Consider the following 23,696-nt stretch of genomic DNA (forward strand, 5'->3'; position numbering starts at 1 on the left):
TGCTCGGTTTGCTATACTGCAACTAGAAAACACCCGGAAAGGACTTCACTATGGCAGATCAACCAATCAAACATCCGTTCGAACGCTTCGTCGGCTTCATTGGCATGACGAGTTGTTTACGTTACGGCTATTCCTTCATTGATTCCGAACGGAGCTTACCCGAAATCTTTTTATATCTAGTCGTCGGTTTCGCGGTCATCATTCTACTCGAAGCACTCGGAAAACGACTTGCTCGAAAATTGCCCGTCGTACGCATGCGGTATTTGACTCCACTTTACCTCATTTACCTCTACGTTTTCTTTACGAGTTTTTATTCAAGTTCATTTGGATTCTCTTTATGAAAAAAGCTGATTCAAAAAGTCATATGCTTGTTCGTCCATCATGCGGTCAAACAGGCATATCCTTTAGAATCAGCTTTTTGTATTTAATATTCGATTTTTAAATCGCCATCTTGAATTCGCCCAAAGCGTCGTAAGACACGATAGATGAAATAACTAATGATACCAGGCGCAAGAAAACAGAGGACAGCAACTGCTAGGTAATACTCCATTTCGAACCCCATCGTTTTTAATAACATCAACGGACCAACGAATCCGCTCGTACCCATACCAGAACCTTCCGGATTACTCTCAAGCATTAACAGAACAGTCGCAAATGGCGCTAGGATGGCACCTGCGATCGTTGGTGGAATGAGAATCCAAGGATTGCGAATGATGTTTCCGACTTGGAGCATCGATGTGCCGATACTTTGTGCGATGACGCCCCCGATTCCGTTATCACGATAACTGATGACACCAAAACCAATCATTTGAGCGGCACAGCCGATCGTCGCAGCACCCGCAGCAAGTCCATCCAATCCAAGCATGATTCCAAGTGCGGCACTTGAAATTGGCGCTGTCAATGCAAGTCCCATGACGGTAGCAATGAAGATACCCATGAACAACGGTTCGCGTTCCGTCCCCCAGCGAATTATTTCACCCAGATCGGTCATGCCTTTTCCAATCCATTTCCCGGCATAACGTCCAGCAACGAATCCAACTAGCAACGTGACGAACGGCGTCAACAGAATATCGAGTCGCGTCATCTTTGACACGAGTTTTCCGATTTCTGTTGCAAGTAGCGTCGCAATGTAACTACCTGCCGGTCCGCCAGCTTCATATCCAAATGCTCCAACCGCAACTGCTGCAAATAAGATGAGTGGCGGTGCTTCAAGCGCAAACGCTACGGCGACACCGATCGCTGGTCCCGTCAGAGCAATCGCCTGCTCGCCTAATTGAATAAGAAACCTTGCTTCGATACCACGATCTACCAACCCTTCTCCGATTGTTTGAACAATCAAGCCCATGATCAGCGAACTGAATAAACCAAGCGCCATATAACTTAATACAGTGATGAAATATACTTTAGGGCTAAGTGAAATTCCCTTTTGCTTGAACATCTTGTCACGTCCTTTACTCAACATCGCGTATCATTATACCAAATCCACTTTCGATTCGACTAGGCTGTTTTTCCAACTGACAAGACAATCAACATCATTATGTTCTCACTACAATAAAATAGACGACGGATTATAAGTCCGCCGTCTATTTCATGAGGATAGTCCTCCCCGTTCGTTATTTACTTGACTTGCAATGTTGCAAGCGTCGTCGTATCAAGATTCGTGACGAGTTTTCGTAGCAATTCCTTCGCCGCATCATAATCATCTGTATGCATGATCGATGCGTGCGTATGGATATAACGTGCCGGTAAACCAACGACTGTTGTTGGAATACCATTGTTCGAGCGATGGATGACACCGCCGTCCGTTCCACCTGCACCGACGTAGTATTGATACGGAATCTTGTTCGATTCTGCCGTATCAAGGACATAATCCGTCATCTCTTTCGAAAGAATCATGACGCTGTCTTTAATACGGAGTAATGGTCCTTGTCCGAGTTGACCAAATTCCGTTTTGTCTCCTGACGCATCATTGGCAGGAGACGCATCGACGACGAACGCCACATCAGGATCGATAAGCGTCGTCGCTGTTTGGGCACCGCGCAATCCGACTTCTTCTTGAACCGTTGCACCAGAGAACAAAATGTTTGGATGATCCGCTGCTGTCGTCTCCTCCAACAATTCGATTGCCATTCCGACACCATAGCGGTTATCCCATGCTTTCGCCATGATTTTCTTCGGATTCGCCATCGGTGTGAACGGGAAAAATGGTACTGCCGGAATACCCGGACGTACACCAAACGATTCCGCTTCTTCTTTTGAATCCGCACCAATATCGATGAACATGTCTTTGATTGCCATTGGCTTATTGCGTACTTCTTCTGTTAATAAGTGTGGTGGAATCGACGCGATGACACCAGGGATGATACCGTTGTCTGTACAGATCGAGAATCGTTGGGCAAGCAATACTTGACTCCACCAACCACCGAGCGGTTGGATCCGTAACATCCCATTCTTCGTGATTTGCGTCACCATGAATGCCACTTCGTCCATGTGTCCGGCAACCATGACTTTCGGTCCTGTCGCATCCCCTGTTCGCTTCCCGAAAATCGAACCCAGTCCATCTGTAACGATCTCATCCGTGACAGGTGTAATGCGTTCGCGAACGAACTGACGAACATCGTGTTCAAACCCTGGTGCCCCATTTAATTCCGTCAGTGTTCGAAATAACTCTCTCGTTTTTTCATTCATATGTATCGCCTCCTGTTACCCATTATACAAAAAATTGCTTCAATCACTTAACCTTTTGTTTCTCTCTGAACGAATTATTTGGTACAGTAGGAATAGAACCTGTAAGGAGGGGAATTTTAATGAAAAAACGCTATTGGATTATCGGATTGGCAGCAGCTGTCGTCGCCGCTTTCGCAGTGAAGAAGGCCGTTGACAATAAACAACTTTCTGCCGAAGAAGCGCTCGAAATCACGAAACGCACATTTTCAGCAAAAGGACGTGTCCAAGGTGCATGGATCTCTGCAACACCGGAGGCTTACGCATATGAGTCACGTGACTACCAAAGCTATAAAGGTGGCATCTCGGTCCTTGAAGGTGATGACGAAAAAACGTATCAATTCACAGTCGATGCCGAAACTGGCGCATTACTCGAATACGCTTAATCAGAAGACCGTGCTTCAATCGATGAAGTACGGTCTTTTTTTCACGTTCCTATAAAGGAGGTATGATTCATGTCCATTCTTGCTACTATCTTCGTTTTACTTGTTTCCTTAGAGCACTTTTATATCATGGCTCTTGAAATGTTCTTTTTATCCTCTAAGGCGGCACGACGTACATTCGGACTGACGGATGAAGCGGTCGCATCTAAGCAAATCCAGACGCTTTTTGCCAATCAAGGTCTCTACAATGGATTTTTAGCTGCTGGTCTTCTGTTTGGTCTGATCCGTGAAGATATTGCTGTCCAACTGTTCTTTTTAGCTTGTGTGATCATCGCCGCACTCTATGGCGCCTTGACGGCTAATCGTTCCATTTTACTTAAACAAGGATTACCCGCCATACTCGCTTTCATCTTTGTGTTGTTAGCATAAAAAAAAGCCTCTACCCAAACGGGTAGAGGTTTTTTTGATTAGCGCGGGTTATCGTTGCGCTCATAAATCGGATTCATGTATTCCGAAGTAGAGTACAAACGTGGTACGACGATGTATAAGACGATCGCTGGTACAGCGATGATCAACAACATCAAGAGTACCGGTAACCAGTAAACGACTTTTTGATGAAGATTATCCGAGTTGCTGTCGATGTATTCTTTTACGCCATCAACTTTTGCAGCGTCGGCATTCGTCAACAATTTACCGCTATCGGCATTGAAGAAGTGAATTTCACGTTTGATTGTGATGAAGATGCCGTCACGAACTGTCTTGATGACAGCGATTCCGCCAATGACTTCTTCTCCTTTTCCGTTCGTGAACGTCTTCGGATCCTCGATTTTGACCGAACCTTTTTTATAATCGTAATGCGTCGTTGGTAATTCCTCATTTAATGCTTTTGTCATTTCTGAGGTATCAACCGCAGCAAGTACCGATTGACCGATACTTAACGCGAGAAAGAGCGCCGTTACGAAGGCTAAGCTTTTCTGCCACATCCCCAAATTCCCCCTTTACCTATAAGTACAAGTTCTTCAGTCAACAACATTGTACCAATTAATAAGAAAAAAGTGTGAAAGAAATACCAGGAAAATAAGAAAACTTTTTGTCTAAATTAATTTTGGTATGTTGCTTCCATCCGATAAATTGGTTGACCCATTGAAGAAAAGCGCTCTTCATACTCTGTCCGGACGTTATCCTCCGGTTCATTCGCATGTAGATCAAGCGACATCCAGTCAAAACGCATACCGTATGCCGACATCGTCATCAGACTCGATTCAAACAACTTTCGATTGTCAGTCTTGAAATGGATTTGTCCTTTCGCAGGTAAGATGTCTTCATACGTTGAGAGGAACGTTTTATACGTCAAACGACGTTTCGCATGGCGTGTCTTCGGCCAAGGATCCGAGAAGTTCAAATAAACGCGCGCTACTTCACCTTTTTCGAAGTAATCACGTAAATCTTTCGCATCGACCGTCAAGACGCGAACATTTGCTTGTGGAGCCTCTACTAATTTTTGAACGATCGTCACTGCTACGCTCTCAAAAAGTTCAATCGCGATGAAGTTGATCTCCGGATGTTGGTTTGCCATCCCTGTAATGAAGGCTCCTTTTCCTGACCCCACTTCGATGTAGATCGGATTATCATTTTTAAACTCTGTCGCCCAGTTTCCTTTCAGGGATGCTGGTTCTGCTATATAGATCGAGGATTGTTCCTTCATATAATCCTGTGCCCATGGTTTATGTCGTAAACGCACTATCGTTCATCCTTTCCAAACTTAAATTATCCGCAGATAAGTTTATCATGATTCGGGTAATTATATAAGAACTTCTTCAATCCCGATTGAAGAATGTTCAGCAGTTCGTCACTTGAGAAACAGTGAGCAATCTACTACACTAAAGGTACGTAAGAACTAAAAAGGAGGGCTATACCATGGAAGACTTCTTGATTGCTTGGGGCTCCCCCATCGTTCTCGTCATGGGCATCTGTGCCTTATTCGTCTGGGCGACTTTCGGAAAAGTCGACGTTGAATAAGCGCAATCTCTGTACCTTGTGTAATCGTACACAAGGTACTTTTTTTATTCTCTAAACGAATTTAGGTTGGATTTACCATGAAACAGATGTATACTTTTTTCGAAACAGATTATTTATTACAGCTATCGAACACCAAAAAACGTTGGTAAAAAGGAGAATTGTAATGAACGAAAATAAAAACAGTGATTCAAAAGAACTAGTACAGAAGAAAACAGGTGCAGACTTAGTCGTCGATTCACTCATCGAACAGGGTGTAGATTACATTTTTGGTATTCCTGGCGCCAAAATTGATTCCGTCTTCAATGTGTTACAGGATCGGGGACCTGAACTCATCGTTGCACGTCACGAACAAAATGCTGCATTCATGGCTCAAGCCATTGGTCGCTTGACAGACAAACCAGGCGTTGTACTTGTAACATCTGGCCCAGGCGCATCAAACTTAGCGACAGGTCTTGTGACAGCAAACTCTGAAGGTGACCCAGTTGTCGCAATCGCCGGAGCCGTTACACGAGCAGACCGCTTAAAACGAACACATCAGTCCATGGACAATCAGGCACTCTTTACACCGATTACGAACTTCAGTGCAGAAGTGCAAGATGCCGATAATATTCCAGAAGTACTGTCCAATGCTTTCCGAACAGCGGAAACGACATCTGGGGCTGCTTTCGTTAGTATCCCGCAAGACGTCGGATTGAGCGAAGCGAACGTCACGGCATTCCGTGCGGTTGAAGCACCGAAGCTCGGTGTTGCACCAGAAGCTTGGGTTGAAGAAACAGCTCGTTTGATCCAAGATGCGAAGCTACCTGTCTTGTTGCTCGGTATGCGTGCGAGTCAGCCGGACGTCGTACATGCGATTCGTTCCCTGCTCAAACACGTCTCGATTCCTGTCGTCCAGACGTTCCAAGCGGCCGGCACATTATCACGTGAGCTTGAATCGAATTTCTATGGACGCGTCGGACTATTCCGTAATCAACCGGGAGATGCACTGCTCGCAGAAGCGGATCTCGTCCTCTCGATCGGCTATGACCCAATTGGCTATGATCCGAAATTCTGGAACCAACCGACGCACGACCGGACGCTTGTCCATATTGATCAAATGCGTGCTGAAATTGACCACTTCTATCGCCCAGACCGCGAGCTTGTCGGTGATATGGCGAAAACGGTCGATGCAATCGCCGAGCGCCTGCAACCACTCACATTACCTGAAAGTTCAGCTCAATTCCTTGAAGGATTACATCAACGTCTTGTCGATCGCGATGTTCCTCCTGTCGCGGATTCTCCGTTGACGCACCCACTCTATTTCATGAAGACGTTACGTGAAAAAATTGCGGATGATGTCACGGTCACAGTCGACGTTGGTTCTCACTATATTTGGATGGCACGTCATTTCCGTTCGTACGAACCACGTCACCTTCTCTTTAGTAATGGGATGCAAACGCTTGGTGTCGCGCTTCCTTGGGCAATCGCAGCAACACTCGTACGTCCTGGTAAGAAGGCCGTCTCGATTTCAGGTGATGGTGGATTCCTCTTCTCGGCGATGGAACTTGAGACAGCTGTTCGTTTGAACTCACCACTTGTCCACTTCGTATGGCGTGATAGCGGATTCGACATGGTCGCGTTCCAACAAGAGATGAAATACAAACGGAAATCCGGTACGTCATTTGGTGACGTCGATCTCGTCAAATATGCTGAGAGTTTCGGAGCAAAAGGATTACGCGTCAATCATCCATCTGAACTAGCCGCAATCATGGATGAAGCACTCGCGACAGAAGGACCAGTCATCGTCGATGTTCCGATTGATTATCGCGACAACATCGCGCTCGGAGAACAAGTTCATCTCGATCAATTGAACTGAGGAGGATTCACATGACACACGATAAAACGCTCGTCCAGATTTCAACGATGATGGCACTGCTCGACGGAGTATTCGAGAGTGAAGTCACATACGCGTCCGTTCTTGATCAACGGAATTTTGGTATTGGAACGTTCGACCACTTGGATGGTGAGATGATTGGTTTTGATGGTCAGTTCTACCAGCTCCGTTCAGACGGTAGCGCTCGGCCACTTCAGCCTGAGACGACAACGCCGTTTGCGACATTGACCCGTTTTGTGCCAGAGCAAACGTTCTCCGTGACAGAAGAGATGTCAAAATCGGAATTCGAACACTGGTTGAATGAACAACTACCGACGATCAATAGTTTTTATGCCGTTCGAATTGATGGAACGTTCACAGAGGTGCAGACACGTACCGTCGCACGTCAAGAGAAACCGTTCGTTCCAATCACGGAAGCTGTCGCCTCTCAAAGCGCGCGTACTTTCGAACAAACGGAAGGAACACTCGCCGGTTACTACACACCACGGTTCGGTCACGGTATCGCCGTCGCTGGATATCATCTTCATTTCATCGATGCTGAACGCGCGGGCGGAGGCCATGTCTTTGACTACACGGTCAAGAACGTCACCGTCACATTCGAAGAAAAACCGCAGCTTGATTTACGTTTACCAACGACTGAAGCGTATCGGTCGGCGGATCTTGAAAGTCATGATATTGAAAAAGAGATTAAAATCGCAGAAGGTTAATCAAAAAAGCGTGTCGTTCCTTTTCGGAATGACACGCTTTTTAGTCGTTCGAGTATTCAAGTAACTGTTCTAGAAAATGATAGCTGTCCTCGACATCCGGATGACGCATATCTTCATACCAATACAAGGATAATACAGCTTGCGCTACGACATACCAATGCATTCGTTGTTTCAGATCATTCGTCAACGGATGACCATAATGCTCAAACCATTCGGGCCAAGCCGCTTCATCGACATAACTGTATAACATCATCCCGAGGTCATACGCACGGTCGGCAATGATCGCATCATCCCAGTCGTTCAGGTAGAGTTGACCGTCCGCTCCCGTCAACCAATTATTATGATTTAGATCTGAATGACAGACGACTTGTTCATCCGTTCTTACTTGCTCCAGATTTCGTTCGAGATAATCCATCGCAAGTTCTACCAGTTCTGGATTCTCTAAGTCTTCTGGTTGAAAATATAAGTGACATTGGCGCAATAACTCATCAGGCTCGATCGGACGTTGGTCAAGCTGTTGTAGCATGAACAGCAATTCCTTCGAATCATGGATTTTCCCAAGCAAACGCGCCACTTCCGGACGTTCCATCATTTCCGGCTCCAACTCGTCGCCTTCAATGAATTGTTGCGCACTGATGACATCCCCGCTATAGATTCGTTTCGTCCATAATAATTTCGGGACGATTCCGTCCGCGGATAAAATCGCCAAGAACGGCGATGAATTTCGTTTTAAGAACAATTTTGATTGTCCGGTTGAAGCGATGTACGCTTCTCCTGTAATTCCACCTGCTGGCGTAAGGGTCCAGCCTTCGCCAAGCGCATCTAAAATATCTATTTCCATTATAATCCGCTCAACTTTTTTAGTAGATTTGCCTAAGGCACAATGCTTATCTTAACACGTCGCAATCGTCGTTGACAACGGAAGGACTTGAATCCTATCGACACCTTTCAGAAGCGGGTCGACCGAGGCATCATCCCCTTGGACATGTACATTCCAGCGCGAGTGATCGAGTGCGACTTCCACGATTTCGTGCGTCGTATTGTAGACAACGAGCGTGCGTTGCCACGCATCGTACGAATGGATCGCTTCGACTTCGTAGGCGATGACACCCGGACGTAAGTTGATGAAACGAAGCAGTTCTCGAACCTGATTCGCCCGGTGTAGACGGAATCCGCCATGCATTCTGCGAATTTGTAAAATCGTCTTGATATACGTAACGAGGGAGAGATGATCATCCCGGCGTTCCCAGTCCATTCGGTTGATTTCGTCCGATGCATTATAACTGTTTTCGACACCTTGTTTCGTACGCAAGAACTCTTGACCCGCATGCAGAAACGGAATGCCTTGCGCAAGCAAAGCGATCGTTTGAGCTAATCGACTCATCCGTAATAACTGAAGTTCGTCCGCTTCCGGACAGGAGATCTTCAATTTGTCGTACAGCGTATGGTTATCGTGCGCCTCGACATAGTTGATCGAATACGTCGGTTCCGGAAAACGTCCATACGTTTGGTTATCGATATGAACACTACCCGCAATCCCGTTTCGGACCTCTCCTTCTTTCCATCCGTCTCCGGCAACGAATCCTCGATCGTATGCACTGAACGTCGATCCTTTCAAGGCATCACGGAATACGTCATTAAAATGAGCGATTCGCGGCATTTGCGCAGCCGAGGCGCTCATCGCTTTGAATCGTTCCGGCAATGCCGTCGCAAGATCCCAGCCCTCTCCATACACAAGAATCGTAGGATCAATCGCATCGAGTGCTGCACGTACTTCATTCATCGTCTCAATGTCATGAATGCCCATTAAATCAAATCGAAACGCATCAATGCGGTAGACACGAGCAAAGTACGTCAAGCAATCAACGATGAGTCGACGCATCATGAATCGCTCGGATGCGGTATCGTTTCCAACACCCGTTCCGTTTGAGAGCGTGCCGTCTACTTCGTAACGGAAATAATAACCCGGAACGAGCTGTTCAAGAGAGGAACGCTCCCGAACAAAAACGTGGTTCATGACGACATCGAACGTAACACGAATCCCTGCTTCATGGAGTCGCTCCACCATATCCGCGTATTCTCGGACGCGAACGAGCGGTGCGACCGAACTCGCGTAGCTCCCAGCTAATCCGAACCAAAGCATCGGATCGTATCCCCAGTTATATGGCGACCTTGTTCGTTCATCGGTCGTTTCGAAGAAGTGGACCGGTAACAGCTGCAGATGCGTAATCCCGAGATCAAGAAGATAATCAAGACCTGTCGCATGTCCACGAGAAGAAACTGTTCCACGTTCCGCCACCCCTGCATATTGTCCCGGATGACTTGAACCAGCGGAACGATCAATCGTAAAATCGCGAATATTTGCTTCATAGATGACAGCGTCCGACGGTTTGACGAACAGAGGACGCGCGACTCGCTTTGGAAACCACTCGGAAATCGTCTGTTCAACGTCGGCGATGACACCGTAACGACCGTTTTCCGATATCGCATGAGCGTATGGATCTACGACTTCATGTGTGCCAACGTACGTCGTCACTTCATAGCGGTACCATCGTTCTGCTGATTCTTGCCCAAGTCGAAGGTGATAGGTACCTTGCTCTTGTCGCTCCATCTTGTGTCTTCCGAGTACCTGTTCATCTTGATCGTATACGATACACACGATTTGCTCTGCGACAGGCGACCAGACAGCAAAATGATACGTATCGTCTTCTTCCCAGACACCGAGCTTCTCTTCGTAACGGTACTTTCGCTCGAACGCTTCCGTCCGAACTAATCGATCAGGAACGACACGGATTGACCTGCCTGCTCCGAACACCTCATAGCGGCATTCTAACTCGACTGGTTCAAGAACCGTTAACTCATAAATCACGAACTGTTCCTCTCGATGCGTTTCGGTCTGTTGAATTTCAAGCGGTTTCCCATCACATTCAAGCGACCAGTGGATTGACGGATTGCCTTCGACCTCGACTCGGATGCTTCGAAACGATGAGAACTCTGCCCGGATCACCGGTATTACCACCTCTTGGTTCGTCATGTCTTTCGCAACGACAATGCCGTCGCTTCCTCCCCTACTCTTGAATTCGTGACTGCCCTTCACTTAGAATTGCCATTTGAAACGGAATCGATACGGTCTCTTTTAGGATTTTTTCACACACCCGCATCTGAAACGCTTTTGTATGCGGCGCACTTGCATTCATTCGTTGCAGCCAGTTTGGAAACTCGACTTTATTGACGTAAGTCGTCGTCGTCTCTTTTGGAATCTGATCAAAATAACCTGAAGGTGCTAAAATGACTCGTTCGATCGGCAAGACATAATCTCGCCCAAGTACGACTCGTAGAATATCTTCCGTCCGCTTTAAACCGATGTTCGGATTCAAAATTTGTTTTGTGGATGCCTTGAACGGTTGTTCCCGCCACAACTTATCTCGCCGGATATGATAGATACTTTCGTCACCGTCAAGCCATTCCATGATATAAATCGCGGATGGACCGACGACGAACGGACTCAATTCGACTTCCCCGACTTGATATTGAATGACGGCGCGATAAAACATTGCATACTGTTCATTCAAGAGGTGTAACATCTGATAAAAGTCTAAATGACGTTTTAACGGAATCCGCCAAATGTCCTCTTCGCCCGCTCCACCAGTGACGTTTAATAATTTTTGTAACTCGAGACGTTTTTTGTACCATTTATCAAACGCTCTTCGAGATAATTGTTTACCCGGAAGTTGAATGACTTCGCTTTTTTTCATCACTTGCCACCACTTCTTCGGACGGATGAGCGTTTCCCCGGGAAATAATTCTCCAGCCTCCCATCTACGATAGACATGAGCGTAATCAAGCGCCTGATGTTCACCGAACCGTTTTGTCATCTCAAGCGGATTTTTTTCAAATCGACTATCTAAGTCATATAGTTTCATCAAGATTGCGATGGGGATCACCTCATTCCTCTTTACCTAGATGAATCCGGTAAACCGGTTCATATCGCGGCGAAACGCCTGGTCGTACTTCAAACAGAATAAGTTCACGAACAGTCCATTCCACCGGTTGTATCGGATTCGTCGTCCATTCTTCCGCCTCCGTGCGCCACTTCTTCGCGATCGTGACATGCGGAACGAATGGTTTAGTCGCACTTGGATCAATCAGACGCACTAATCGAAACAATTCCTCTGCTTCTGTTCCGAATCCGACGACACGTGGTCGCTCGCTTTGTCCAAAGGTAATTAGACGATCTAATCGAAGTACGAAAGGTTCGATCGTGCGCGCAATCTCCTGCAGTTGCTGTTTCCACGATCGTTGTTCTTTTTCATCCAATGGACCAAAAAAACGAAGCGTCAAATGGTACTCTTCTAACGTATAGACATTTCGAAAGTAATCAGATAGAGATAAACGATTAGCGATATTTGCTAAATCTTCAGAAGGAATCGGTAAGGCAACGAAAAAGTGTCGTTCCTGTCTCATCGTATCTTCACTCCTTCATTCGACCACTGACACTGTACAGGACGGCACCAAGAATACTGCTAATTGTATATACCCAAAAGACGGTATAGATTGTACTTTGGTCTAGCACAAACCCACTCATCAAGTTAAACAGCGCTGTCGCTAGCCCTGTCGTCGTTGCCATATATGTACTGACAGCTGTTGCGACCATCGTCTCTGGAACGAGTGACCGAACATAGTCTAATGCAACAGGGATCAACAATCCGACGATCATTCCTTGCATCGCAGACAATACCCAAAGCATGACGATCGGAAGCTCTAATGCGATCATCGCCGTACGAGCAGCTGACAGCAAGGAAATGAAGACAAGAACTGGAATCGCTCCGAATCGTAACAATAGACGCGAAGCGATGCGCATGAACGGGATTTCGCACAGAACGGCGACGAAGAACAAGGTCCCGACGAGCGCGGTTGTCTCTCCACGAATCGTGACGTAGCTGCCAAAGTAATAGTTATTGGCGAAGATCGGTCCGAAGATCAAACTCCCTCCCGCTAAGAATAATAAGAAACGTCGATTCGAAAAAAGTTGTTTCAACGGTACCTGTTGTTGATGTGAAATGTGTACGCTCCCCGTTTCTTCAATACCGATCAACACAAGAAAACCAAGAACCCACGCTGCACCGGTCGCATAAAAAATCAGACCAAGTCCACCCTCCTCAGTGATTTGTCCAAGGATGAAGACGGCTAAAGCAAAACCAGCTGATCCAAAAAGACGCAAGGCGCCATAATCTACCTTACGTTTTCGTGTATATTCGATCGCTAATGTATCAACGAGTGGAATATGCGCACACTGGAATAATGCCCAGACACATGAAATCAATAGTAAAAGTAGATAAGCGGACGTCAGTAAGTAACTTAATGTAAATACTCCAGCGGCGAGCATGGCAACGAGTAAGAGACGTTTCGGCTTTCCGAGTCGATCTGCCGCGATGCCCCAAACGGGCTGTAAGAAAATAGAGAGAATCGGTCCGATCGCAACGATTGTACCAATCTCTGAAGCGGACAGACCGAACGCATCGCTTGAAAAATAAAGCGCAAGATACGGAATGAGTGCACCTTGTCCAAAGAAAATAAAGAAATATAACGCTTGGAAATGATAAGTTTGACGATTTTTCACACGGAACTTCCTTTCAAGAAGCAATCCCCCCATCTTCACGATGCGGGGGATCATCAGTCATTATTTTGCGAGTTCATAAATTGCTTCTGCATAAATCGCGACAGCAAGCAAGAGTTCTTCAAAATCAACATATTCATCGACTTGGTGGGCAACTTCAGGACCACCTGGGAAGACTGGTCCAAATGCAACCCCTGCCGTTAACGAACGTGCATATGTACCACCACCGATAGCAATCAGATCAGCTGGTTGGTTCGTATGACGTTCATACACGGCACTCAGTGTCTGAATCAATTCATGATCCGGATCGACATGGTGTGGTGTCATATGTGTTCGAGTCTGTAACTCGAAGCCATATCCCGCTGCCGCTTCCTTGATGATTTGCAAGCGTTCCGTGAAGTCTGCTGAATAAGGATAACGGATGTTGATCGACGCTGTTCCTTGCTCTTCTACATACCGGAATACACCACCGTTGATCGTTAAGTCACCTGTCTCGTCTGAAGCAGCGACACCAATCGCTACACCGCGAGAATCACGGAACATGTGCGTGACAAGCTGAATATAACGACGACCGTTATAATCCAAGTGAAGCGTATTGAGGAAACGTGCTAAATGTAAGGCAGCATTTTTACCGTTATCCGGCTCCATCGCATGGGCTGCGACACCGTTCACATCAAGAACGAGACCTTCCGTTTCTTGCTTGACCGTCCCAGACAAGCCTTGTTCTTCAAGATACGTATGGAAATCCGTTTCAAGCGTCCCCAATTCGACGACACGAAGAAGTGCTTGGGCATGACCCGGAACCATGTTCGGACGTTCGCCGCCTTCAAAACGAACGAGATGGTAGCCTGTATCAGATGCTTGCGCTGGTTTCCCTTGAATCAATAACCCATCATACAGTCCTTTTTCCGCATTGATGATCGGGAAGTCGGCATCTGGTGCAAAGCCGAGAGTCGGCATTTCTTCATGTTTGAAGTAATGATTCACACAACGCCATTCACTCTCTTCATCTCCTCCAGCAATCAAACGAATACGTTTTGAGAGCGGTAATCCGAGTTCTTTGACGATCTTCAAGGCATAATAAGCTGCCATCGTCGGTCCTTTATCATCGATTGCACCGCGCGCATACAGTTTCCCATCGACAAGCGTTGGGTTAAATGGACCGTATGTCCAGTGATCGCCACCAGCTGGTACGACGTCTAAGTGACAAAGAATACCGAGTAACTTTTCCCCTTGACCATATTCCAAATGTCCGGCGTATCCATCAACATTTTTTGTCTTGAATCCATCTCGTTCCCCTGTCGCGAGCATCCAATCAAGGGCTCGTTTGACTTCTTGACCAAACGGTGCACCTTCTTCGATTGTTGATTCATCAAGTATACTCGGAATCCGCAGTAGTTCTTTTAAATCCTCTAATAAGTCCTCGCGACGCGCGAGTACTTCTTCTTTCCAATTCACCATCTGATTTCGCTCCTTCATTCTGGGTTGAATTCGTTTCCTATACACCTTTCTAGTATAGCGAATATTCGTTCAGATACGAACATCCAAATTCTGTTTTCTTTTTTATTTGTTTAAATAACGAACATTAAACGATATTAAAACTCCAATTATCGACTTTACAATCTGTTTGAATATGTTTTTTATGCAAACGTTCGGTTAAATCACTTGCAATTTAACATCAAAACGTTATACTAAAGGCGAAACAACTGGATATTGCATTGTCTTTTGTCACCCGAAGCTTTAGAACACTATTCTATCCATTGGGGGAGTGGTTATACCAATGAAAGATTCTACAGACCGTATGTTGACCCGGATTAAATCGATTTATCTCTACATCCAAGAGAACGGAGCTACTACGACAGCAGAGTTGGTTGAAGAGTTTGGCATCACTTCAAGGACCGTTCAGCGGGATTTGAACGTGCTCGAATACAACAATCTCATTGTGAGCCCTCGACGCGGTACATGGACGTCGAGCAAGAAACAAAAGCAAGCGGGTTGATCCACTGTTTCACTATGTATATCTTTCGATGACGCGATTCTTCGCGTCTTTTTTTGTTATCTTTTTTAAAACGTGGGGTATAGCTATTGGGAGAAGGAGTTGAGAAGAATGAATATTTTAATCATTGGAGCAAACGGAACGACCGGACGCAAGATGGTCGAATTGATCGCTAAACAAGGTGATCATCAAGCAATCGCGGTCGTACGAGAAGAAAATCAAATCAACGATTTGATTGCACTCGGTGCATCTGAAGTCAGACTTGGGGATTTGACGAAGGATGTCAGTGGTGTCATCAGTAATGCGGACGTCGTCATCTTTGCAGCGGGTGCTGGTGGCGCATCAGACGAATTGACGCGCGCCGTCGATCAAGAAGGCGCAATTAAAGTCATCGATGCAGCAAAAGCCAACGGTATCGATCGTTTCCTGATGCTCAGTTCAGTAGGTACCGAAGAACCAAAAGGTGAATTGAAAGTATATCTCGAATCTAAAGCAACAGCAGACGCACACCTCCAGGAAAGCGGACTCAATTATACGATCGTACGTCCTGGTCCACTCAGCTACGACGACCCGGCAGGCACTGTCGAAACGAAAGAGCATTTCGATTCATACGAAGATCGTAAGGTGTCGCGTGACGATATCGCAGCATTATTCGTTCACTTGATCGATCATCCGACACAATCTCGTGTATTCGAAGTACTCAGTGGTCCTTATCCAATCGCAGAAGCATTGCGTAATCAATAATCGAAACCCATAACAAAAGGCGATGGAATGTACGCTCATTCCACCGCCTTTTCGTTTTGCTTATTCAGGTTGCCAATCAAACAAAGACAGTTCCGCTGGCGTCAGTTCACGATAATCTCCGAGCGCAAGTGCCGGATCGAGTTCCAAGCGGCCAATCGAGCGCCGTTTCAAGAACGTGACCTCTTTCCCGAGCGCAAGCATCATCCGTTTGACTTGATGGAACTTCCCTTCCGTGATCGTCAATTCAAGCGTCGAGCCCGTTTCCGTCGTCGATAAGATGACAAGTTTTCCTGGTTTTGCCTGATAACCGTCTTCTAACGTAATGCCTGCCGCAACCGCTTCGATGTCTTCTTGCGTCAACACTCCTGTCACTTCTGCGTAATACGTTTTTTCGACGTGTTTCTTTGGAGACATTAAAGCGTGATTAAACGACCCATCATTCGTCAACAGCAATAGACCCTCTGTATCTTTATCGAGTCGTCCGACCGGGAACGGTTTGAAATACGTCACGTCTTCAAACAACAGATCAATGACGGTCTCATCTCGTTTATCTTCTGTTGCACTAATGACACCCGGTGGTTTATTCATCATCAAGTAGATGTATTTTTGATACGTAACCGGTTCCCCATACATCAGAACCTGTTGCGTCTCGACATCGACATGTTGTTTCGGATCACGCACGATCTCTCCATCGACTTGAATCGCCCCTGCTTTCAGCAGCAGCTTCACTTCTTTTCGGGAGCCTGCTCCCATGTTGGATAACAATTTATCTAGACGCATGACCTCGTCCTCGTTTCAATGAAATTTTACGTCCTAATACGACTTCTGCTAAGCCACTCCAAATCGAGAGTCCTGCAAAAATCACGATTCCGACTGCTGCACCTACGATCAGAATCAATAGAGACGCCCATGTCGTCTCTGGCAAGATGGATACCATTCCCCACTTGACGAGCGCGACACCCGCTCCCATCAAGGCACTGATGATCAAGATCAACGACGTCCGGCGTAAGACCGTACTGAATGGGAACTTCACCGTTTGTGTGATCCGGAAGAACATCAAACCGGTCGCAACGAGATAGCCGATGATCGTCGCATATCCAGCACCTGTTCCATCACCCGTCAAATGAATCAACGGTGCATTCAAAAGATACTTCGCAAGTAATCCAGCAAGTGTTGCGATGATCGTAAAGTATTGACGGTTAATTCCTTGAAGGACGGCTGCCGTAACAGAATACAAGGCAAGGAACAACGCACTCGGCGCATAACTTAATAGATAAACCCAGGCCGCTTGATCTTTCGGGAAGAGTACATGGAACGTTTCTTCACTAAGGAGAATCATCCCGACGACTGCCGGAATCGTCACGAAAAAGACGAGTTGATAAATCTGTGAGATTTGAGCCCGTACTTTCCGCATATCCCCTTGCGTAAAGGAGGCGGTCAACAGTGGAGTCGCAGACAAAGATAAGCCCGTTGCGACAGAGACCGGAATCAAGACGATCTTATGACTATCCGCAATCAGATAGGCCGTCGCATTTCCGGCAGCTTCGAGCGTATAGCCAATACTTTGTAACGCGGCATTCATCGTGTTCTGATCGATGACTTGGTAAAGCGGCGTCGAAAGACCGACCATGACGATTGGAATCGCGTACGTCAATAATTCCTTATACAAATCCGTTAACGGGCGATCCGGCGAACGGACGATTTGTGTAGCGCGTAGTTCTTGTAAACCACTGGATCGTTTGCGGAAGTAATAGATGAGAACCGCGACACTACCGATTGCACCAATGAATGCGCTGAACGTTGCAATCGTCGCTGCAAAGGCTACACCTGAATCAAATAAATAGATGGCGATGCTGACTCCTACGAGTAAGAAGATGATGCGGACGATTTGTTCCAAGATTTGCGAAATCGCAGTCGGTCCCATCGATTGATACCCTTGGAAATATCCACGCGTCATACTCATCGGTGGAATCAAGAGTAACGCAAAACTAACCCCTCGAATCGTCATCGTGACGGCATCGACGTACGAGGCTGAATCGACGTCACCGCCTGGAATCGCCCGGTGTGCTAAATACGGTGCAAGGAAGAATAAGGCGAGAAAAGAGACAACCCCGGTCAAGGACATGATTTTTAGACCAGACCGATACAAACGTTCACTCGTATCATATTCTCCTAACGCATTGTATTTGGCGACGAATTTCGAGACGGCAACAGGAATCCCCGCTGTCGCAAGACCAATCATGATCGCATAGTAGTTGTAGGCATAGGTATAGAACATGATACCTGTCGCACCGACCATGAACTGAAACGGAAAGAGATAAATCAAACCCAGTGCGCGGGAAATCAGTGACGCACCGGACAGGAGCATCGTTCCACGAACGAATCCTGCATTGCCGGAAGAAGTAGACTGCTTATTACTGACTGTGGACATGGTAACATCCCTCACGCTTTCTAATTTTTAAATCGACACTCTAATCGTGACTGTCTCATTATACAAGTTCTCTCGTACACAATTGCAAATCATTATACCGCTGTCTATCTTGAATTGAAAGAGACGGTTTGTTTACAGTCGCAACTTCTGCTAAAGTGAAACAAGCAGAATTCTATGAATGAGGTGACCTTATGTACGATGTAATCGTAATCGGAGGCGGACCGAGCGGTTTGATGGCGACGCTCGCCTCTTTACAAGCCGGAGCCCGGACGCTCCTGCTCGATAAAGGAAATAAATTAGGACGAAAGCTCGCAATCTCTGGCGGCGGACGGTGTAACGTCACGAACCGAAAGCCACTCGATGAGCTCGTCCAGTCGATTCCAGGAAACGGACGTTTCCTTTATAGCGCCTTTTCTCAATTTAATAATGAATCGATCATCGATTTGTTCGAAGGATTTGGTGTCGCACTCAAAGAAGAGGATAACGGTCGGATGTTCCCGGTCTCGGATAAGGCGGCAGACGTCGTTCGTGTATTGATCGATCAAATCCGTGCACATGGCGCCGAGATTCAAACAGACGCGCAAGTCGCTACGCTCGACTTCCATCCAGATGGTTCTTTTGCAGCTGTCATCTTAGAAAACGGCATGCGTCTTGAAGCAAAAAGTTGTATCGTAGCGGTCGGCGGACAATCTGTTCCGCACACGGGTTCGACGGGTGACGGCTATCCGTGGGCTGAAAAAGTTGGTCATACGATCACGGAACTTTTCCCAACGGAAGTCCCGATTTTGTTAGGTGATACGTTCATTCATGAAAAAACATTACAAGGACTGTCGTTGCGTGACGTTGCCTTAACGGTTCACGGTAAAAAGGACAAAGCAATCAAGACACATACGGGTGATCTACTGTTCACACACTTCGGTTTAAGTGGTCCGATCGCTTTACGGTGTAGCCAATATACGATCAAAGAGCGCAAACGATCGAAAGAGACGATCGTTCATCTATCGATCGATCTCTTCCCGGATGAGTCACTTGGTGCATTAACAGAACGCTTCCAGGCAGCACTTGCGGCAAATCCGAAGAAATCGGTTCGGAATGCCCTTCGTGGTTTTGTACCAGAACGATTGCTTGAACTCCTGTTCGCTCGAATCGGCTTTGGCGATGAAGTTTGTACACAAGTCAAGAAACAGGACTGGACGGACTTCCTGCAACAATTGAAACGATTCCCACTCAAAGCAACAGGAACGCTCGATTTCGATAAGGCCTTCGTCACGGGTGGCGGTGTCTCGATTAAAGAGATTGATCCCAAAACGATGATGTCGAAAAAGGCGGAGCGATTATTCTTCGCTGGCGAAATTCTTGATATCCATGGCTATACAGGTGGATACAATATCACAGCTGCGTTCGTGACGGGTCATTGTGCCGGTAGTCACGCTGCAGAGATGGCACGTGACACTGTCTCTTAATACAAAAAAGACCCGATTTCTCTGTTAATCAGAGAAATCGGGTCTTTTTTCTACATCAGTCAATCGGTGTGAACGATCGACTTGAGAATTTATCCGTGACGACTAAGGCGAACAATTCATTATCTTGTACAAAGATTCCTTTTGATCCATACACTTTCGGACTCGCTGTCTCCCCCGTAATCGTTTTCTCTTTCTGATCAATCGAATAAAGATAAAGTGCTTCTGAGTCTAACGTATAGATCCGACCTTGCCGTTCTGCAAGACCAATCGGACGGAATCTGGATTCAAATGCTTTTTTCGCATCACTTCGCATTCCGCTCGCCGCTTCGATTTTCTCTCGTTTGATGATCGACAAGTACGGTGGTTTTTGCTTTTTCTTTAAGGCACGCTTCTTCTTTTCCGAAGCATCTGGATCAATCTTGATTTTGTCCTCTTTCATTGCAAAGTAAGTCAATTCAACACGACCAATCGAGCGAATTTGATTGATTGTATAGAATTCTTTTTTCTTCGCATCATATCCAAGACCATGGAAACTGTCTCGAATCGTCGTCCCTTGTACTTTTTCGCGTTTTTCTTCACTCCAGACGCCATCTTTTCGTTTAATCGTGACTAGAATTTGATTCGACGTCAATAAAGCGACTGTCTCTCCGTCAACGAGTGTCATCCCGTCAAGACCAGACAATAAGAGTTTCCCTTCTTCCAACTGAAACGTCGCATTGATACGTTCTCCAGTTCCACTGATTTCAAAGAAACGGTAGTCCTCTGTTACGACGAGGTACGAACCTATGGAATCATCATATAACATCTGTTGAACATTTTTAATTAACGGTTCTTCTGGATTCGGAATGGCTGAAGGCGTTTTCGGTGGCACCTGTTTGACAGCTGCCTGATGCTTCGATTGCGTCTCGATTTTCGCGAACGTTTCCTGAATACGTGACAACGTCTCTGGCTTCGAGAAGACGAGCAGTATACAAAGGATCAACCCCGAAACGACAGCAAAAATCGTTGTATAGACTATATAAGATCGTTTCATTGATGATAATCGCCTTTCTTTCTCGGTTTCTGATTCAGTGTAGCAGAAGGACGTTCAAAAAAAAAGCGGACTTGCGACGGAAATGAAGAAACCCCTTCCATTCGCATCAAGTGAATGAAAGGGGTTATGGCTTAGTTCGCCACGATATTGATCAATTTTTTCGGTACGACGATGACTTTCCGAACCGTCTTGTCGCCAATCCATTCTTGTGTCTTTTCATCAGCAAAGGCAAGTGCTTCGATTTCTTCTTTTGTCGCATCGATGTTGATTTCGATTTTCGAGCGAACTTTACCGTTCACTTGAATGACGAATTCCATCGTATCGCTGACAAGTTTTGATTCATCGAATGTTGGCCATGCCGCATACGTCAATGTCTCTTCAAAGCCAAGTTGTTCCCACAGTTCTTCACCAAGGTGCGGTGCGACTGGTGTTAACAATTGAATGAATCCACGAAGGAAGTGACGCGGGAGAACCGGCTGTTTATTCGCTTCGTTGACGAAGACCATGAGTTGCGAAATCCCGGTGTTGAACTGAATGTTCGCGAAGTCTTCCGTGACCTTCTTGACGGTCTGGTGGTATGTCCGTTCGAAGTCAGCATCGACTTCCGTGACGTCTTGAATGTCTGCTGTCCGTTCGAACAAGCGCCAAACGCGATCGAGGAAACGACGCGCTCCGTCAAGACCATTCTCAGACCAGGCAACCGATGCATCGAGTGGTCCCATGAACATTTCGTATAAACGTAACGTATCAGCACCATGCGACTTGACGATTTCATCTGGGTTGATGACGTTACCGCGAGATTTTGACATTTTCTCGTTGTTCTCTCCAAGGATCATTCCTTGGTTGTATAACTTCTGGAATGGTTCTTTTGTTGGTACGACGCCTGCATCATACAAGACTTTATGCCAGAACCGTGCATACAACAAATGGAGAACAGCATGCTCTGCCCCACCGATATAAATATCGACTGGAAGCCAGTATTTTAATTTTTCTGGATCCGCAATCGCTTCTTCATTGTGTGGATCGATGAAACGAAGGTAGTACCAGCAGCTTCCGCCCCATTGTGGCATCGTATTCGTCTCGCGACGGCCTTTCATTCCTGTTTCAGGATCTGTGTAATCCAACCAGTCTTCAGCAAGCGCAAGTGGTGATTCGCCCGTACCAGACGGTTTGATTTCTGGAATGATTGGAAGTTCAAGCGGTAATTCCTCTTGATTGAGTGTTTTCATTGAACCATCTTCCATATGAACGACTGGAATCGGCTCGCCCCAATACCGTTGACGACTGAACAACCAGTCTCGGAGTCGATACGTGATTTTTTTACGACCGACTTGGTTCGTTTCGAGTTCAGCGATCATCGTCTCGATTGCTTCTTGTTTCCCAAGTCCATCAAGCATATGCGAGTTGACGTGTTCGCCCTCTCCTGTGTAGGCTGCTTCGTCGACATTTCCACCCGCGACGACTTCAACGATCGGTAAGTCGAATTGTTTCGCGAATTCGTGGTCGCGCTCATCGTGTCCTGGAACAGCCATGATCGCACCTGTTCCGTAAGAAGCAAGGACGTAATCAGCGATCCAGATTGGAAGACGATCGCCTGAGATCGGATTGACCGCAAAAGCACCCGTGAAGACACCCGTTTTTTCCTTCGCTAAATCCGTTCGCTCGAGATCTGACTTCGTTTGGACTTGCGAAATGTACGCATCGACGGCTTCCTTGTGGTCCGCTGTCGTGATGTCAGCTACGAATGGATGCTCCGGTGCAAGTACTAGATACGTCGCACCGAAGATCGTGTCCGGACGTGTCGTAAAGACCGTGACTTGTTTTTTATGTCCATCAATCGTGAAATCAATCTCAGCACCCTCAGATTTCCCGATCCAGTTGCGTTGCATCTCTTTGACAGAATCCGGCCAATCGAGATCATCCAGATCTTCAAGAAGGCGATCCGCATATTCCGTGATTTTCAAGACCCATTGACGCATCGGAACACGCACAACCGGATGATTTCCGCGTTCGGATAATCCGTCGATGACCTCTTCATTCGCAAGGACAGTTCCAAGTGCCGGGCACCAGTTGACTGCGACTTCGTCTACGAAGGCAAGTCCTTTTTCATACAACTTCGTAAAGATCCACTGCGTCCATTTGTAGTATTTTGGATCCGTTGTGTTGATTTCACGATCCCAGTCATACGAGAATCCAAGTTCTTTAAGCTGACGCTTGAACGTCTCGATGTTTTTCGCTGTGAATTCGCGTGGATCGTTTCCTGTATCGAGCGCGTATTGTTCTGCTGGTAATCCGAACGCATCCCATCCCATTGGGTGAAGGACATTGTATCCTTGCATCCGCTTCATCCGTGCGAGGATATCCGTTGCTGTGTAACCTTCCGGATGACCAACATGGAGTCCAGCACCTGACGGATACGGGAACATATCAAGGGCATAGAACCCTTCTTTTTCTGGATCTTCTGTCGTGACGAAGGCGTTGTCTTGATCCCAACGCGCCTGCCATTTCGGTTCAATTTCGCGATGATTGTACGGCATGTCTTTTCCTCCTCTAATCTAAAAAAAACCGGTCTTCCGCCCCTAAGAAAAGGGACGAAAGACCGGTTTGGCTTCCGCGGTACCACCCACGTTGTCTGTCTATGACAGACCGCTTGATTCACGGATAACGGTGTGAAAGACCGGATTCGCTACTACGACTTCACGAATC

General features: G+C 46.6%; 23 protein-coding genes and 1 other annotated feature (1 of these 24 only partly in view). Of the genes, 9 read left to right on the forward strand and 14 right to left on the reverse strand.

The genetic code is table 11. From position 1 onward, the window contains the following. Nucleotides 1-50: 50 nt before the first annotated feature. Complete coding sequence (locus ACN9MT_RS11855) at nucleotides 51-341, forward strand: hypothetical protein (RefSeq protein WP_426272233.1); 291 nt, start codon at nucleotides 51-53, stop codon at nucleotides 339-341. An 83-nt stretch (nucleotides 342-424) separates the two neighbouring features. Here the strand turns inward: ACN9MT_RS11855 and ACN9MT_RS11860 are convergent, their stop codons facing one another. Together ACN9MT_RS11860 and ACN9MT_RS11865 are read right to left on the reverse strand one after the other, a co-directional pair. Beyond that, nucleotides 425-1,438, reverse strand: a complete 1,014-nt coding sequence (locus ACN9MT_RS11860; protein WP_426272234.1) for a PTS transporter subunit IIC — start codon at nucleotides 1,436-1,438, stop codon at nucleotides 425-427. A 179-nt stretch (nucleotides 1,439-1,617) separates the two neighbouring features. Beyond that, nucleotides 1,618-2,688 carry a M42 family metallopeptidase gene (locus ACN9MT_RS11865; protein ID WP_056062727.1) on the reverse strand — a complete coding sequence of 357 codons (1,071 nt, stop codon included), beginning with the start codon at nucleotides 2,686-2,688 and terminating at the stop codon, nucleotides 1,618-1,620. 119 nt (nucleotides 2,689-2,807) lie between these two features. Between ACN9MT_RS11865 and ACN9MT_RS11870 the strand changes: the two genes are divergently transcribed. Together ACN9MT_RS11870 and ACN9MT_RS11875 are read left to right on the forward strand one after the other, a co-directional pair. Then, on the forward strand, nucleotides 2,808-3,110 hold the full coding sequence (locus tag ACN9MT_RS11870; protein WP_012371126.1) for a PepSY domain-containing protein: 303 nt from the start codon (nucleotides 2,808-2,810) through the stop codon (nucleotides 3,108-3,110). A 69-nt stretch (nucleotides 3,111-3,179) separates the two neighbouring features. Beyond that, a complete protein-coding gene (locus tag ACN9MT_RS11875) occupies nucleotides 3,180-3,536 on the forward strand; it encodes a DUF1304 domain-containing protein (protein WP_035406166.1) in 357 nt (118 codons plus the stop codon). Nucleotides 3,537-3,574: 38 nt separating this feature from the next. Here ACN9MT_RS11875 and ACN9MT_RS11880 read toward each other — a convergent pair whose 3' ends face one another. Both ACN9MT_RS11880 and trmB read right to left on the reverse strand, forming a co-directional pair. Beyond that, nucleotides 3,575-4,090, reverse strand: a complete 516-nt coding sequence (locus tag ACN9MT_RS11880) for a hypothetical protein (protein ID WP_035406163.1) — start codon at nucleotides 4,088-4,090, stop codon at nucleotides 3,575-3,577. Between the two features lie 116 nt (nucleotides 4,091-4,206). Next, nucleotides 4,207-4,848 carry a tRNA (guanosine(46)-N7)-methyltransferase TrmB gene (gene trmB / locus ACN9MT_RS11885; protein ID WP_035406161.1) on the reverse strand — a complete coding sequence of 214 codons (642 nt, stop codon included), beginning with the start codon at nucleotides 4,846-4,848 and terminating at the stop codon, nucleotides 4,207-4,209. A 176-nt stretch (nucleotides 4,849-5,024) separates the two neighbouring features. Here trmB and cydS point away from each other — a divergent pair, with 176 nt between their 5' ends. The 3 genes from cydS (at nucleotide 5,025) to budA (ending at nucleotide 7,706) form a co-directional block, all read left to right on the forward strand. Continuing rightward, a complete protein-coding gene (gene cydS, locus ACN9MT_RS11890) occupies nucleotides 5,025-5,126 on the forward strand; it encodes a cytochrome bd oxidase small subunit CydS (protein ID WP_414651135.1) in 102 nt (33 codons plus the stop codon). Between the two features lie 163 nt (nucleotides 5,127-5,289). Continuing rightward, complete coding sequence (gene alsS, locus ACN9MT_RS11895; protein WP_056062730.1) at nucleotides 5,290-6,981, forward strand: acetolactate synthase AlsS; 1,692 nt, start codon at nucleotides 5,290-5,292, stop codon at nucleotides 6,979-6,981. 11 nt (nucleotides 6,982-6,992) lie between these two features. After that, nucleotides 6,993-7,706, forward strand: a complete 714-nt coding sequence (gene budA / locus ACN9MT_RS11900; protein ID WP_313490745.1) for an acetolactate decarboxylase — start codon at nucleotides 6,993-6,995, stop codon at nucleotides 7,704-7,706. A 40-nt stretch (nucleotides 7,707-7,746) separates the two neighbouring features. Here budA and ACN9MT_RS11905 read toward each other — a convergent pair whose 3' ends face one another. From ACN9MT_RS11905 to pepV, 6 genes are all read right to left on the reverse strand, one after another. Further along, entirely contained in the window at nucleotides 7,747-8,547 is an 801-nt protein-coding gene (locus ACN9MT_RS11905; RefSeq protein ID WP_056062733.1) for a phosphotransferase family protein, read from the reverse strand. Between the two features lie 51 nt (nucleotides 8,548-8,598). Then, the gene (gene pulA / locus ACN9MT_RS11910) at nucleotides 8,599-10,713 is read right to left on the reverse strand and encodes a type I pullulanase (protein WP_426272235.1); all 2,115 of its coding nucleotides are present in this window, start codon (nucleotides 10,711-10,713) and stop codon (nucleotides 8,599-8,601) included. A 61-nt stretch (nucleotides 10,714-10,774) separates the two neighbouring features. Then, nucleotides 10,775-11,650 (reverse strand): hypothetical protein, encoded by an 876-nt coding sequence (locus ACN9MT_RS11915; RefSeq protein WP_290752113.1) that lies wholly within the window; start codon nucleotides 11,648-11,650, stop codon nucleotides 10,775-10,777. 1 nt (nucleotide 11,651) lies between these two features. After that, nucleotides 11,652-12,170, reverse strand: coding sequence for an RNA 2',3'-cyclic phosphodiesterase (gene thpR / locus ACN9MT_RS11920; RefSeq protein WP_056062739.1), 519 nt, complete (start codon nucleotides 12,168-12,170; stop codon nucleotides 11,652-11,654). A gap of 7 nt (nucleotides 12,171-12,177) precedes the next feature. Further along, complete coding sequence (locus ACN9MT_RS11925; RefSeq protein WP_056062742.1) at nucleotides 12,178-13,326, reverse strand: MFS transporter; 1,149 nt, start codon at nucleotides 13,324-13,326, stop codon at nucleotides 12,178-12,180. A gap of 60 nt (nucleotides 13,327-13,386) precedes the next feature. Next, complete coding sequence (gene pepV / locus ACN9MT_RS11930; RefSeq protein ID WP_426272236.1) at nucleotides 13,387-14,784, reverse strand: dipeptidase PepV; 1,398 nt, start codon at nucleotides 14,782-14,784, stop codon at nucleotides 13,387-13,389. Nucleotides 14,785-15,103: 319 nt separating this feature from the next. Between pepV and ACN9MT_RS11935 the strand changes: the two genes are divergently transcribed. Beyond that, nucleotides 15,104-15,322: a DeoR family transcriptional regulator gene (locus ACN9MT_RS11935; RefSeq protein ID WP_023469095.1), complete on the forward strand. Its 219-nt coding sequence runs from the start codon at nucleotides 15,104-15,106 to the stop codon at nucleotides 15,320-15,322. Nucleotides 15,323-15,430: 108 nt separating this feature from the next. Continuing rightward, entirely contained in the window at nucleotides 15,431-16,063 is a 633-nt protein-coding gene (locus ACN9MT_RS11940; protein ID WP_035406145.1) for an SDR family oxidoreductase, read from the forward strand. A 60-nt stretch (nucleotides 16,064-16,123) separates the two neighbouring features. On the opposite strand, the gene ACN9MT_RS11945 is transcribed toward ACN9MT_RS11940, so the two are convergent. Further along, nucleotides 16,124-16,843 carry a pseudouridine synthase gene (locus ACN9MT_RS11945; protein ID WP_426272237.1) on the reverse strand — a complete coding sequence of 240 codons (720 nt, stop codon included), beginning with the start codon at nucleotides 16,841-16,843 and terminating at the stop codon, nucleotides 16,124-16,126. Then, nucleotides 16,830-18,494, reverse strand: a complete 1,665-nt coding sequence (locus ACN9MT_RS11950) for a putative polysaccharide biosynthesis protein (RefSeq protein ID WP_290752128.1) — start codon at nucleotides 18,492-18,494, stop codon at nucleotides 16,830-16,832. The genes ACN9MT_RS11945 and ACN9MT_RS11950 overlap by 14 nt, the downstream gene beginning before the upstream one ends. Before the next feature lie 191 nt (nucleotides 18,495-18,685). Here ACN9MT_RS11950 and ACN9MT_RS11955 point away from each other — a divergent pair, with 191 nt between their 5' ends. After that, a complete protein-coding gene (locus ACN9MT_RS11955) occupies nucleotides 18,686-19,957 on the forward strand; it encodes an NAD(P)/FAD-dependent oxidoreductase (RefSeq protein ID WP_426272238.1) in 1,272 nt (423 codons plus the stop codon). A gap of 55 nt (nucleotides 19,958-20,012) precedes the next feature. Here ACN9MT_RS11955 and ACN9MT_RS11960 read toward each other — a convergent pair whose 3' ends face one another. Next, on the reverse strand, nucleotides 20,013-20,990 hold the full coding sequence (locus tag ACN9MT_RS11960) for a hypothetical protein (protein WP_035406133.1): 978 nt from the start codon (nucleotides 20,988-20,990) through the stop codon (nucleotides 20,013-20,015). Nucleotides 20,991-21,121: 131 nt separating this feature from the next. Then, the gene (gene leuS / locus ACN9MT_RS11965) at nucleotides 21,122-23,527 is read right to left on the reverse strand and encodes a leucine--tRNA ligase (RefSeq protein WP_035406130.1); all 2,406 of its coding nucleotides are present in this window, start codon (nucleotides 23,525-23,527) and stop codon (nucleotides 21,122-21,124) included. 47 nt (nucleotides 23,528-23,574) lie between these two features. Then, nucleotides 23,575-23,696, reverse strand: a binding site (T-box leader) (it continues 101 nt past the right edge of the window).

The sequence above is a fragment of the Exiguobacterium sp. R-17 genome (assembly GCF_049913315.1).
Taxonomy (GTDB): Bacteria; Bacillota; Bacilli; order Exiguobacteriales; family Exiguobacteriaceae; genus Exiguobacterium_A.

What these genes read in the sequence shown, in the direction of transcription:
- ACN9MT_RS11855 (WP_426272233.1), top strand. Translation starts at nt 51, where the DNA reads ATGGCAGATCAACCAATCAAACATCCGTTCGAACGCTTCGTCGGCTTC.
- ACN9MT_RS11860 (WP_426272234.1), bottom strand. Translation starts at nt 1,438, where the DNA reads ATGTTCAAGCAAAAGGGAATTTCACTTAGCCCTAAAGTATATTTCATC.
- ACN9MT_RS11865 (WP_056062727.1), bottom strand. Translation starts at nt 2,688, where the DNA reads ATGAATGAAAAAACGAGAGAGTTATTTCGAACACTGACGGAATTAAAT.
- ACN9MT_RS11870 (WP_012371126.1), top strand. Translation starts at nt 2,808, where the DNA reads ATGAAAAAACGCTATTGGATTATCGGATTGGCAGCAGCTGTCGTCGCC.
- ACN9MT_RS11875 (WP_035406166.1), top strand. Translation starts at nt 3,180, where the DNA reads ATGTCCATTCTTGCTACTATCTTCGTTTTACTTGTTTCCTTAGAGCAC.
- ACN9MT_RS11880 (WP_035406163.1), bottom strand. Translation starts at nt 4,090, where the DNA reads ATGTGGCAGAAAAGCTTAGCCTTCGTAACGGCGCTCTTTCTCGCGTTA.
- cydS (WP_414651135.1), top strand. Translation starts at nt 5,025, where the DNA reads ATGGAAGACTTCTTGATTGCTTGGGGCTCCCCCATCGTTCTCGTCATG.
- alsS (WP_056062730.1), top strand. Translation starts at nt 5,290, where the DNA reads ATGAACGAAAATAAAAACAGTGATTCAAAAGAACTAGTACAGAAGAAA.
- budA (WP_313490745.1), top strand. Translation starts at nt 6,993, where the DNA reads ATGACACACGATAAAACGCTCGTCCAGATTTCAACGATGATGGCACTG.
- ACN9MT_RS11905 (WP_056062733.1), bottom strand. Translation starts at nt 8,547, where the DNA reads ATGGAAATAGATATTTTAGATGCGCTTGGCGAAGGCTGGACCCTTACG.
- thpR (WP_056062739.1), bottom strand. Translation starts at nt 12,170, where the DNA reads ATGAGACAGGAACGACACTTTTTCGTTGCCTTACCGATTCCTTCTGAA.
- pepV (WP_426272236.1), bottom strand. Translation starts at nt 14,784, where the DNA reads ATGGTGAATTGGAAAGAAGAAGTACTCGCGCGTCGCGAGGACTTATTA.
- ACN9MT_RS11935 (WP_023469095.1), top strand. Translation starts at nt 15,104, where the DNA reads ATGAAAGATTCTACAGACCGTATGTTGACCCGGATTAAATCGATTTAT.
- ACN9MT_RS11940 (WP_035406145.1), top strand. Translation starts at nt 15,431, where the DNA reads ATGAATATTTTAATCATTGGAGCAAACGGAACGACCGGACGCAAGATG.
- ACN9MT_RS11945 (WP_426272237.1), bottom strand. Translation starts at nt 16,843, where the DNA reads ATGCGTCTAGATAAATTGTTATCCAACATGGGAGCAGGCTCCCGAAAA.
- ACN9MT_RS11950 (WP_290752128.1), bottom strand. Translation starts at nt 18,494, where the DNA reads ATGTCCACAGTCAGTAATAAGCAGTCTACTTCTTCCGGCAATGCAGGA.
- ACN9MT_RS11955 (WP_426272238.1), top strand. Translation starts at nt 18,686, where the DNA reads ATGTACGATGTAATCGTAATCGGAGGCGGACCGAGCGGTTTGATGGCG.
- ACN9MT_RS11960 (WP_035406133.1), bottom strand. Translation starts at nt 20,990, where the DNA reads ATGAAACGATCTTATATAGTCTATACAACGATTTTTGCTGTCGTTTCG.
- leuS (WP_035406130.1), bottom strand. Translation starts at nt 23,527, where the DNA reads ATGCCGTACAATCATCGCGAAATTGAACCGAAATGGCAGGCGCGTTGG.